This is a genomic window from Enterobacter sp. BNK-29 (assembly GCF_048684785.1).
GTDB lineage: Bacteria > Pseudomonadota > Gammaproteobacteria > Enterobacterales > Enterobacteriaceae > Enterobacter > Enterobacter cloacae_M.
The window spans coordinates 2009643-2021938 of the sequence record NZ_JBLQTU010000001.1; the positions used below are offsets into that span (position 1 = coordinate 2009643).

At 55.3% G+C, this 12296-nt stretch carries 9 protein-coding genes, 1 tRNA gene and 1 rRNA gene; 2 read left to right on the forward strand and 9 right to left on the reverse strand.

Translation table 11 applies throughout. The features are described 5' to 3' along the window. Positions 1-82: 82 nt before the first annotated feature. A tRNA-Glu gene (locus tag ACMGGX_RS09600) sits at positions 83-158 on the reverse strand. 84 nt (positions 159-242) lie between these two features. Beyond that, positions 243-1782: ribosomal RNA gene (locus ACMGGX_RS09605) — 16S ribosomal RNA — on the reverse strand. A 454-nt stretch (positions 1783-2236) separates the two neighbouring features. Here ACMGGX_RS09605 and ACMGGX_RS09610 point away from each other — a divergent pair. Next, the gene (locus ACMGGX_RS09610; RefSeq protein WP_023309775.1) at positions 2237-2944 is read left to right on the forward strand and encodes a FadR/GntR family transcriptional regulator; all 708 of its coding nucleotides are present in this window, start codon (positions 2237-2239) and stop codon (positions 2942-2944) included. Then, complete coding sequence (gene mdtD / locus ACMGGX_RS09615) at positions 2941-4374, forward strand: multidrug transporter subunit MdtD (protein WP_420298307.1); 1434 nt, start codon at positions 2941-2943, stop codon at positions 4372-4374. The genes ACMGGX_RS09610 and mdtD overlap by 4 nt, the downstream gene beginning before the upstream one ends. Here the strand turns inward: mdtD and rbsR are convergent. From rbsR to kup, 7 genes are all read right to left on the reverse strand, one after another. After that, positions 4340-5332, reverse strand: a complete 993-nt coding sequence (gene rbsR, locus ACMGGX_RS09620) for a ribose operon transcriptional repressor RbsR (RefSeq protein WP_072162366.1) — start codon at positions 5330-5332, stop codon at positions 4340-4342. The genes mdtD and rbsR overlap by 35 nt on opposite strands. Positions 5333-5335: 3 nt before the next feature. Continuing rightward, entirely contained in the window at positions 5336-6265 is a 930-nt protein-coding gene (rbsK, locus tag ACMGGX_RS09625) for a ribokinase (RefSeq protein WP_420298752.1), read from the reverse strand. Positions 6266-6371: 106 nt separating this feature from the next. Continuing rightward, positions 6372-7262, reverse strand: a complete 891-nt coding sequence (gene rbsB, locus ACMGGX_RS09630) for a ribose ABC transporter substrate-binding protein RbsB (protein WP_023333911.1) — start codon at positions 7260-7262, stop codon at positions 6372-6374. Between the two features lie 27 nt (positions 7263-7289). After that, a complete protein-coding gene (gene rbsC / locus ACMGGX_RS09635) occupies positions 7290-8255 on the reverse strand; it encodes a ribose ABC transporter permease (protein ID WP_006808742.1) in 966 nt (321 codons plus the stop codon). A gap of 4 nt (positions 8256-8259) precedes the next feature. Further along, complete coding sequence (rbsA, locus tag ACMGGX_RS09640; protein WP_023309779.1) at positions 8260-9765, reverse strand: ribose ABC transporter ATP-binding protein RbsA; 1506 nt, start codon at positions 9763-9765, stop codon at positions 8260-8262. A gap of 7 nt (positions 9766-9772) precedes the next feature. Then, positions 9773-10192, reverse strand: coding sequence for a D-ribose pyranase (rbsD, locus tag ACMGGX_RS09645; protein WP_003862392.1), 420 nt, complete (start codon positions 10190-10192; stop codon positions 9773-9775). A gap of 197 nt (positions 10193-10389) precedes the next feature. Then, entirely contained in the window at positions 10390-12258 is a 1869-nt protein-coding gene (gene kup / locus ACMGGX_RS09650) for a low affinity potassium transporter Kup (RefSeq protein WP_023309781.1), read from the reverse strand. Positions 12259-12296 lie beyond the last annotated feature (38 nt).

Below are 12296 nucleotides of genomic sequence, written 5' to 3' on the forward strand. Positions count from 1 at the left end.
TAAAGAGCAAATATCTCAAACGTCACCCGAAGATGAGTTTTGAGATATGACGGCAGGTGACTTTCACTCACGAACCAGCAAGTGGCGTCCCCTAGGGGATTCGAACCCCTGTTACCGCCGTGAAAGGGCGGTGTCCTGGGCCTCTAGACGAAGGGGACGTGAAGTCTCAATCGCAAGACGCCTTGCTATTTACTTTTCATCAGACAATCTGTGTGAGCACTGCAAAGGCAGGTTCTTTAAGGTAAGGAGGTGATCCAACCGCAGGTTCCCCTACGGTTACCTTGTTACGACTTCACCCCAGTCATGAATCACAAAGTGGTAAGCGCCCTCCCGAAGGTTAAGCTACCTACTTCTTTTGCAACCCACTCCCATGGTGTGACGGGCGGTGTGTACAAGGCCCGGGAACGTATTCACCGTAGCATTCTGATCTACGATTACTAGCGATTCCGACTTCATGGAGTCGAGTTGCAGACTCCAATCCGGACTACGACGCACTTTATGAGGTCCGCTTGCTCTCGCGAGGTCGCTTCTCTTTGTATGCGCCATTGTAGCACGTGTGTAGCCCTACTCGTAAGGGCCATGATGACTTGACGTCATCCCCACCTTCCTCCAGTTTATCACTGGCAGTCTCCTTTGAGTTCCCGGCCGGACCGCTGGCAACAAAGGATAAGGGTTGCGCTCGTTGCGGGACTTAACCCAACATTTCACAACACGAGCTGACGACAGCCATGCAGCACCTGTCTCAGAGTTCCCGAAGGCACCAATCCATCTCTGGAAAGTTCTCTGGATGTCAAGAGTAGGTAAGGTTCTTCGCGTTGCATCGAATTAAACCACATGCTCCACCGCTTGTGCGGGCCCCCGTCAATTCATTTGAGTTTTAACCTTGCGGCCGTACTCCCCAGGCGGTCGACTTAACGCGTTAGCTCCGGAAGCCACGCCTCAAGGGCACAACCTCCAAGTCGACATCGTTTACGGCGTGGACTACCAGGGTATCTAATCCTGTTTGCTCCCCACGCTTTCGCACCTGAGCGTCAGTCTTTGTCCAGGGGGCCGCCTTCGCCACCGGTATTCCTCCAGATCTCTACGCATTTCACCGCTACACCTGGAATTCTACCCCCCTCTACAAGACTCTAGCCTGCCAGTTTCGAATGCAGTTCCCAGGTTGAGCCCGGGGATTTCACATCCGACTTGACAGACCGCCTGCGTGCGCTTTACGCCCAGTAATTCCGATTAACGCTTGCACCCTCCGTATTACCGCGGCTGCTGGCACGGAGTTAGCCGGTGCTTCTTCTGCGGGTAACGTCAATTGCTGAGGTTATTAACCTCAACACCTTCCTCCCCGCTGAAAGTACTTTACAACCCGAAGGCCTTCTTCATACACGCGGCATGGCTGCATCAGGCTTGCGCCCATTGTGCAATATTCCCCACTGCTGCCTCCCGTAGGAGTCTGGACCGTGTCTCAGTTCCAGTGTGGCTGGTCATCCTCTCAGACCAGCTAGGGATCGTCGCCTAGGTGAGCCGTTACCCCACCTACTAGCTAATCCCATCTGGGCACATCTGATGGCAAGAGGCCCGAAGGTCCCCCTCTTTGGTCTTGCGACGTTATGCGGTATTAGCTACCGTTTCCAGTAGTTATCCCCCTCCATCAGGCAGTTTCCCAGACATTACTCACCCGTCCGCCGCTCGTCACCCGAGAGCAAGCTCTCTGTGCTACCGCTCGACTTGCATGTGTTAGGCCTGCCGCCAGCGTTCAATCTGAGCCATGATCAAACTCTTCAATTTAAGTTTGATGCTCGTGAATTAAACTTCGTAATGAATTACGTATGTTCACTCAGAGACTTGGTATTCATTTTTCGTCTTGCGACGTTAAGAATCCATGTCACTTTGAGTGCCCACACAGATTGTCTGATAAATTGTTAAAGAGCAGTGCCGCTTCGCTTTTCGCTGCGGCGCGGGGTGTGCATATTACGCTTTCCCGCTTCAGAGTCAAGCGTTTATTTTCGCTTTTCTCTGCTGACCCGGCGGCGTGTGTGCCGTTGTTCCGTGTCAGTGGAGGCGCATTATAGGGAGTTATTCCGACGTGACAAGAGGAAATTTAAAAAAAGTTTCCATCCGCGTTTTTTTTCACCAACAGAGGTGAAATCGAGCTACAAATTGTTCTATTTGATGTATCTGCAACCACAATCACATTCGAGGTGGCATAATTATCAGCATGAATCTTTAAGGAATAAAAGCGATGCCATTAAGCGCACAACAGCTGGCCGCCCAAAAAAACCTGTCGTACGTGCTGGCAGAAAAGCTGGCTCAGCGGATTTTAGCGGGTAAATATGCCCCAGGTAGCATCCTGCCGGGTGAGATGGAGCTGGGTGAGCAGTTTGGGGTGAGCCGTACCGCCGTTCGCGAAGCGGTGAAAACCCTGACGGCAAAAGGCATGGTGCTTCCACGCCCTCGCATTGGCACACGCGTGATGCCACAGAGTAACTGGAATTTTCTCGATCAGGAACTGCTCTCCTGGTGGATGACGGAAGATAACTTTCACCAGGTCGTCGATCACTTTCTGGTGATGCGCAGCAGCCTTGAACCTCAGGCATGTCTGCTTGCCGCCACGCTAGGAACTGCAGAGCAGAAAGCACAGCTTAACGCGCTGATGGAAGAGATGGTGTTCCTGAAAAAGCACTTCAACCGCGAACGCTGGGTTGAGGTTGATATGGCCTGGCATGAACACATCTATATGATGAGCGCCAATCCGTTTCTTACCTCTTTTGCCTCTTTATTTCATTCGGTGTATCACACTTACTTTACCTCTATTACACAAAACGAAGTGGTAAAACTGGATTTGCACCAGGCGATAGTTGATGCCATCCAGGAAAGCGACGGGCAGCGAGCCCTGAGTGCGTGCCAGGCACTGCTGGCCGCGCCAACCCACCAGCAGGTAAATAAATGACAACGAAAAAAGCGCGCAGCATGGCCGGATTGCCGTGGATTGCAGCCATGGCGTTTTTTATGCAGGCACTGGATGCCACGATCCTCAACACAGCGCTTCCCGCTATAGCGCAAAGCCTTAACCGCTCTCCGCTGGCGATGCAGTCCGCCATCATCAGCTACACCCTGACGGTCGCAATGTTAATTCCGGTCAGCGGCTGGCTGGCCGACCGCTTTGGCACCCGCAGAGTTTTCATGCTGGCCGTCACGCTCTTTACGCTCGGGTCGCTAGCCTGTGCGCTCTCCTCATCCTTAACGGAGCTGGTTATCTTCCGCGTATTGCAGGGCATTGGCGGTGCGATGATGATGCCGGTGGCGCGTCTTGCCTTGCTGCGAGCCTACCCCAGGAGCGAACTGCTTCCCGTGCTCAACTTCGTCACCATGCCGGGCCTGGTCGGCCCGATTCTTGGCCCGGTACTCGGTGGCGTGTTTGTCACCTGGGCAAGCTGGCACTGGATCTTCCTGATTAATATTCCAATTGGCGTTGCGGGGCTGCTGTATGCCCGCAAATATATGCCAAACTTCACCACGCCAAGGCGCAGCTTCGACATGGGCGGCTTTTTCCTGTTTGGCCTGAGCCTGGTGTTATTCTCCAGCGGAATGGAGCTGTTTGGCGAGAAGATCGTCGCGACGTGGTTAGCGCTCTCCGTTATCCTCGGCGGTATTCTGTTATTCCTTCTTTATATACGTCACGCGCGCCGTCACCCGACGCCGTTAATTTCCCTGGGGCTCTTTAACACCCGAACGTTTTCCGTTGGGATTGCAGGGAACATTGCGTCTCGTCTGGGGACGGGTTGCGTACCGTTCCTGATGCCATTGATGCTGCAGGTGGGTTTCGGCTACCCGGCCCTGATTGCTGGTTGCATGATGGCGCCCACGGCAATGGGCTCGATTCTGGCAAAATCAACCGTGACACAGGTGCTGCGCTGGTTTGGCTATCGTAAGACGCTGGTTGGCGTGACGGTCTTTATCGGTCTGATGATTGCGCAGTTCTCGCTGCAATCCGCCGCGTTACCCGTCTGGATGCTGATCCTGCCGCTGTTTGTGTTGGGCATGGCGATGTCGACGCAGTTCACGTCGATGAACACCATCACCCTCGCCGACCTGACTGATGAAAACGCCAGCAGCGGCAACAGCGTGCTGGCGGTGACGCAACAGCTGTCGATCAGTTTAGGGGTTGCCGTGAGTGCAGCGGTGCTGCGGTTTTATGAAGGTTTTGAGAGCGCAAATACCGTTGAGCAGTTCCACTATACCTTTATCACCATGGGCGCACTTACCGTGGTATCTGCGCTGGTCTTTATGCTGTTAAAACCGAAAGATGGCCGAAACCTGATTAAAGAGCGTCACAAAGAGAAAGCTAAACCGAACCGCGTTCCATCAGAACAGGAGTAAGCTGCAGGCGTTGCTGTTGCAGCGTGGGCTGCGCCATACGGTGGATCAACACATCGATGGCCAGCTCGCCCAGTTCATCCTTCGGCTGATGGATCGTGGTCAACGGCGGCGTCATGTAGCTGGCCAGTTCGATATCGTCATAGCCAATCACCGCCATATCATCAGGCACGCGTAGCCCCGCCTGATACAACGCCTGGTAGGCACCAAACGCCATCGCGTCGTTACCAATAAACACCGCCTGCGGACGCGGCTTTAGCGCCAGCAGTTTCTGCATCGCCTCGAAACCGCCGTTAAATTCAAAATCACCGGTGATTCGGTAGCCATCAGGAATGGCAAGCCCCGCTCGTTCCATGGCGGAGAGATACCCTTCCAGACGCAAACGCGCCGGAGTTTTATCCAGCGGCCCCGTAATACAGGCAATGCGAGTATGTCCTTTATCAATCAGGTGCTGAGTCGCCATATCGCCGCCCAGCAGGGAGTTATCCTGAATAAGATCGCTGGTTCCGTCGAACGGTGCCCAGTCCATCATCACGGTGGGAATCGAAGGATAGCGCTGGATGATCTCTTTCGAGGGCTGGTGCGTTTCGGTGCAGAGCAGCAATAGTCCGTCGACGCGTTTTTGCATCAGCGTTTCCAGGTTACGATTCATCCGCTGCTCGTCGCCCTCGGTATTGCACAGCACCAGGCTGTAGCCACGCTCGAAGCAGCTACGCTCCACGCCGCGAACCAGTTCTGAATAAAAGGGGTTGGTACTGGCGGTGATCAGCATACCGATGGTGCGCGTCTGGTTGAGCTTAAGGCTGCGCGCCAGCGCAGACGGCGCATAGTTGAGTTCTTTTACCGCAGCTTCAACTTTCTCCCGAATCGCCTCGCTGACGAAGCGATCGTTGTTTATAACGTGGGAGACCGTCGAGGTAGAAACGCCCGCCATGCGGGCGACATCTTTCATTGTGGCCAAGCGTTACCCCTGCTGACTTAAGAATTCATCTATCTCTTTACGCCACGGAACGGAAGGCTGGGCGCCTTTGCGCGTCACCGCAATCGCGGCAGCAGCGTGTGCGAAGCGAATAGCGTCATCCATTCTCTTGCCTTCCAGCAGCGCGGTGACCAGTGCACCGTTAAAGGTATCTCCCGCTGCGATGGTATCAATCGCTTTGACCTTAAAGCCCGGCACGCGACGGCCTTCGCCATTGACGCTTGCCCACACCCCACGGCTACCAAGGGTGATAATCACGGTGCCGATGCCCTTATCATGCAATGCACGCGCGGCTCGCGCGGCATCGTCATCATTTTCTACGCGAATGCCCGTCAGCTTTTCGGCTTCGGTTTCGTTCGGCGTAATGATATCCACCATCGCCAGCAGCTCGTCTGATAATACACGGGCTGGGGCCGGGTTAAGTACGACAGTGGTATGATTTTCATGCGCGATTTTCGCGGCGGCCAGCACGCTTTCAACCGGTGACTCCAGTTGCATGAGCAGGGCTTCTGCTCCGGCGATGATGGCACGTTGCGCTTCCACGCGCTCCGTCGTCAGCGCAGCGTTAGCGCCCGCATGAATACCGATGACATTCTCACCTTCAGCGTTGACGAAAATCAGCGCCACGCCGGTCGATTCCCCTGCAACCACGCTGACCGGTGCGATATCAATGTTGTCGCTCGCCAGCTGTTTGCGTACGCGCTCACCGGTATCGTCATCACCCGTGCAGGCGATAAACGCAATATTCGCCCCGCTACGACCGGCAGCAACGGCCTGGTTGGCGCCTTTACCGCCAAATGCCACCTGATACTGGTTACCCGTGACGGTTTCGCCCGGTGCAGGGAACGATTCAAGGTTAAGAATGTGATCGGCATTGATACTGCCAAGGACGACGAGGTTGCCTGCGGTTTTCATGGTTGGGTTGTCCATCTGAGAGCGCCACCGGTGTTACCCGGTGGCGTATGCCACACTTTTCTTTATTGGTGTCCCTCAGGCAGCCAGCGACTGCCTGATTCGCCTTTTACTGCTTGATGACCAGCTTCAGGTCAACTGGGTATTTAGCCTGAACTTTTTCGCCCTTCAGCACTTTGTCGGCAGTTTCAACGCCAGTGGCGCCAATCTGCTCAGGCAGCTGAGCGATGGTCGCAGCCAGTTTGCCATCGTTTACTGCTTTTTCACCATCCGGCGTGCCGTCAAATCCGACAACCATCACATCAGATTTACCTGCGGTCTGCAGGGCACGCAGCGCGCCGAGCGCCATTTCGTCGTTCTGTGCGAACACGGCCTGCACGTCAGGATGCGCGGTCAGCAGGTTCTGCATAACGTTCAGACCTTTAGTACGGTCGAAGTCTGCCGGCTGGCTGGCCAGCACGTTGAATTTGTGTGCAGCCACAGCCTGCTGGAAGCCTTCACCACGCTCGCGTGCTGCGGAAGTTCCGGCAATCCCCTGCAGTTCGATAACTTTCGCGCCTTCGCCGGCTTTCTTCGCGATGTAATCACCGGCGATTTTACCGCCCAGCACGTTATCAGAGGCAATGTGGCTGACCACTTCACCTTTAGACGCCTGACGGTCCAGGGTGATTACCGGGATCTTCGCCTGGTTTGCCATCTTCACGGCGTTGCCTACGGCATCAGAATCGGTTGGGTTGATCAGCAGAATTTTGGTGCCGCGAACGGTTAAGTCCTGAACGTTAGCCAGCTCTTTCGCCGGGTTGTTCTGTGAATCCAGCACCACCAGGTTGTAGCCCAGTTTGTCCGCTTCTTTCTGCGCACCGTCCTTCAGGGAGACGAAGAACGGGTTGTTCAGGGTAGAGACAACCAGCGCGATGGTGTCTTTCGCCATGGCGTTAGCACTTACGGTTGCGCTCAGCGCGACAGCAGAAACCAGGGTAGCCAGTTTTTTCATGTTCATATCTAAGATGTCCTGTAGTGTCGTCAGTTACTGTTTTTTGTTGTCTACCAGTACCGCCAGCAAAATCACCACTGCCTTAACGATCATCTGGTAATAGGAGGAAACACCTAACAAATTCAAACCATTATTCAGGAAACCAAGAATCAGTGCGCCGATCAATGTCCCAACAATGCGACCTTTACCGCCCGCAAGACTCGTACCGCCCAGAACCACTGCCGCGATAGCATCCAGCTCATAACCCGTCCCTGCCGTTGGCTGCGCGGAGGAGAGGCGCGCCACTTCGATGATACCTGCCAGTGACGCCAGCAGACCGCACAGGGAGTAAACGATAATTTTGACTTTATTAACGCTGATACCGGACAGGCGCGTTGCCGCTTCGTTACCGCCCAGCGCGTAGATATAACGACCCAGACGAGTGTGGTGCAGCATGTACCACGCCGCCAGGAAGACGATAGCCATGATCCAGACCGGGGTCGGAACACCCAGCGGGCGACCGATACCGAACCAGCCAAACAGATCGGCGTTATCGGTAAAGCCGGTATTAACCGGGCTGCCGTTGGTGTACACCATGGTCACGCCGCGCAGCAGCAGCATCATCACCAGCGTAGCGATAAACGCCTGAACGCGGCCTTTTGCTACAATCACGCCGGTTACGGCACCAATCGCCGCGCCTGCCGCCAGGGCAGCGGCCACGGCCACCAGCGCGTTGACTTCAATGCCGACAATCGAAGCGGCGATCGCGCCGGTGAGCGCCAGCAGGGAACCGACGGACAGATCGATACCTGAGGTCAAAATCACCAGCGTCATGCCGACCGCCATAATGGCGTTCACCGATGTTTGCTGCAGAATGTTGAACAGGTTATTAACGGTGAAAAAGTTCGGGCTCATGGTCGATACAATCGCGATCAGCACCAGCAGGGCAATCAGCGATTTTTGTTCCATCAGCCATGCCTTTGTGAAATAGCGGCGACCAGAAACAGCCTGGGTAGTCATCTTCTTACTCCTGATTCACGCGATTAAGCTTGCCCACAGCGGCAGCCATCAGAACTTCCTGGGTGGCCTGCTCGCGAGTGAATTCACCGCCGAGATGCCCTTCATGCATGACGATAATGCGATCGCTCATGCCTAATACTTCTGGCATCTCTGAAGAGACCAGAATGATGCTCAGACCGTCGGCCTTGAACTGGTTAATCAGCTGATAGATCTCTTTCTTCGCGCCCACATCCACGCCGCGGGTTGGCTCGTCGAGGATCAACACTTTCGGGCGCGTCATCAGCCCGCGCGCAATCGCCACTTTTTGCTGATTACCGCCGGATAAGAGGCCAATCGCCTGCTCCATCGACGGGGTTTTAACGTTAAAGAGGCGGATAAAATCGCTGACCGCCTGCTGCTCATCTTTATGCTTCAGGCTACCGCCGCTATGGCTGAAATAGCGCAGCGCGGTCAGGGACATGTTCTCTTTTACCGACATCCCCAGCACCAGGCCGTCGCGTTTGCGGTCTTCAGAGATATAAACGATGCCGTTCGCCAGGCCATCCTGCGGAGAGCGGGTGACCACTTCATGACCGTCGAGGGTGACATAACCGCTGGTGCGCGGCAGTGCGCCGTACAACACTTTCATCAGCTCGGTACGCCCGGCCCCCATCAGGCCCGCCACGCCCAGGATCTCGCCCTGGCGCAGGGTAAAGGTCACGTCGTTCACGCCAGGGCCGCAGAGGTTGTCCACCTTCAGGCGGATCTCACCCGGCGCTTTCTCCAGATGCGGATACTGATCTTCGAGCTTGCGTCCCACCATCATTTCGATGAGCGTATCTTCGGTCAGCGTGGCGACTTCGCGCTCGGCAATAAACTGCCCGTCGCGGAAGACTGTGACGTCATCGCAGATTTCGAAGATCTCTTTCATGCGGTGAGAGATATAGACAATCCCGCGCCCCTGCGACTTCAGCTCGCGGATCACGCGGAACAGGGATTCGGTTTCGGTATCGGTCAGGGCGTCGGTGGGTTCATCCATAATGATGACCTTCGACTCAAAGCTCAGCACCTTGGCAATTTCCACCATCTGCTGATCGCCAATCGAGAGATCGCCCACCAGGCGGTCGCTCTTAAAGCGCAGGTTCAGCTTCGCCAGCAGCTTGTCCGCTTCGGCGTACATGGTTTTCCAGTCGATTTTGCCGAACCGGTTAACAAACTCGCGACCGAGGAAAATGTTCTCCGCAATGGTGAGCTGTGGGATCAGGTTCAGCTCCTGGTGAATAATACCGATCCCGGCTTCCTGAGAGGATTTCGGACCGTTGAAGGTGGTCTCTTTCCCCAGCCAGACGAGTGAACCGGCATCGCGTTGATAGATACCGGTCAGCACTTTCATCATGGTGGATTTGCCGGCACCGTTTTCGCCCACCAGCGCCATCACGCGCCCGGGGTAGACGTTCAGCGCCGCGCCGGAGAGGGCTTTTACGCCCGGGAACGACTTATCGATCCCTTTGAGTTGCAGTAATGCGTCCATGATGGCCTCAGAAGGTGACGCCAGCACAGAGAATGATATTCGCATACGGGGAACACTCCCCGCTGCGAATCACCGCCTGACTGTCTGCGGTTTGTTGTTTGAACTGTTCGTGCGTCGTGTAACGAATTTCTATGGTGTTTCCCTGGTGTTGTTGCAGTTGCTCAATATGGCTGAGCAACGTTTCGTGGAGTTGCGGATTATGTTGTTTGATTTCCGCCGCGAGAATGGCTGCCTCAACCTGCATCTCCGCCGTCACGACTTCCAGTACCTGCATAAACGAGGGTACACCCTGCGTTAACGCCATATCGATACGGGTTGTGCTGCGCGGAACCGGTAAGCCTGCATCGCAAACCACCAGCGTATCGGTATGCCCAAGACGGGAAATAACCGATGAGATTTCTGAGTTGAGTACCGTGCCTTTCTTCATTTTCTTGCTCCACTAGCGAAACGTTTCGCTGACATCAGTTTAATCTCAAGAATGTTCAGAAAACCATCATGACGTAACAGATTTGTGATCGACGTCGAAACGTTTCGCTAAGTGAAATGCAGAGACAATTATTGTGGGTTGGCGGGGGGTTTGGTAGGCCGGGTAAGCGAAGCACCACCCGGCATTTTCAGAAGGGATTAGATCTCGACCTGCGTTCCCAGCTCAATCACGCGGTTAGGCGGGATCTCAAACTGGTCAGGCGCGCGCAGGGCGTTACGCTGCAGGATGAGGTACAGCTTGCCGCGCAGGCGCAGATACCACGGGCGCTTGCCGATGATCAGCGACTCGTGCGACATAAAGAACGACGTCTCCATCATCCGGCAGCTCAGCCCTTCCAGGCCGCAGCGGTGGAACACCTCTTCCACGTTTGGCGTTTCGCGCCAGCCGTAGCTTGCCACCACGCGCCAGAAGGTCGGAGACAGTTGCTCAATCTGCACGCGACGCACGTTGTGAACATACGGCGCATCTTCGGTGCGCAGCGTCAGCAGGATCACGCGCTCGTGCAGCACTTTGTTGTGCTTGAGGTTATGCATCAGCGCGAACGGAATGACGTTCAGCGCACGAGACATATATACCGCAGTACCCGGCACGCGGACCGGCGGGGATTTCTCCAGAGAAGCGATCATCGCCTCAAGAGAGTTCCCGTGCTCGTGCATGCGGCGCAGCAGGCGGAAGCGCTCGCTTTTCCAGGTGGTCATGACAATGAACATCACCAGACCCAGCGTCAGCGGCAGCCAGCCACCGGAGACAATTTTGTCGAGGTTCGCTGAGAACAGCGGCACGTCGATACACAGGAAGCCCACCAGAATCATCGCCACGAGGAATTTATTCCAGTGCCAGTTTCGGTACGCCACCGTGGTGGAGAGAAGTGATGTCAGCACCATCGTACCGGTTACCGCAATACCGTACGCCGCAGCCAGGTTACTGGAGTGCTCGAAGCTGACGATAACAATGACAACAGCGAAATAGAGGAGCCAGTTAACGAACGGGATGTAGATCTGGCCCGACTCCATCTCTGAAGTATGGATGATGCGCATCGGTGAGAGATACCCCAGACGCACGGCCTGGCGCGTCAGAGAAAACACGCCGGAAATCACCGCCTGGGAGGCAATGACGGTCGCCAGCGTCGCCAGGATCAGCATCGGCACCAGCGCCCAGTCGGGCGCCAGCAGGAAGAACGGGTTCTTGATCGCTTCCGGGTTTTTAAGCAACAGCGCGCCCTGACCGAAGTAGTTCAGCACCAGCGACGGCAGCACCACAATAAACCATGCCACGCGGATAGGCAGTTTCCCGAAGTGGCCCATGTCAGCATACAGCGCTTCCACACCGGTGATGGAGAGCACGACGGCCCCCAGCGCCACGAAGGAAACCACTTTGTATTCGAGGAAGAAATGCACCGCCCAGTAAGGGTTCAGCGCATGCAGCACTTCCGGGTTCGCGATAATGCTGCGTAAACCAAGCGCCGCCAGGATCAGGAACCAGGCCAGCATAATCGGCGCGAACAGTTTGCCCACCAGCCCTGTACCGTGCTTCTGGATCATGAACAGCAGCGTCAGGACAATAATGGCCAGCGGAACCACCCATGAATCGAGCTGCGGAGCGATAATCTCCAGCCCCTCAATCGCCGACAGCACCGAGATAGCCGGCGTTATCACCACTTCCCCGTAGAAGAAACTGCCGCCAATCAGGCCGATAATGACCAGCACAGAGGTCATCCTGGCCGAGGTATTACGCCCGGCAAGAGACATCAGGGTCAGGATCCCACCTTCACCTGCGTTATCAGCACGCATAACGAAGGAGAGATATTTAACGGAAACCACCAGGATCAGCAGCCAGAAAATGAGGGACAGGAAGCCAAACACGGCATCGCGTTCAACACCAAAACCAAACTGGCCGGACAGACATTCACGAAGCGTATAAAGCGGGCTGGTGCCGATATCACCGTAGACAACCCCGATCGCCGCAAGCGTTATTGCGGGTAATGATTGCTTATTATCAGTGCTCATAGACTAGTCTTTTCGTTTAAATAACAAATGTGTTCCCG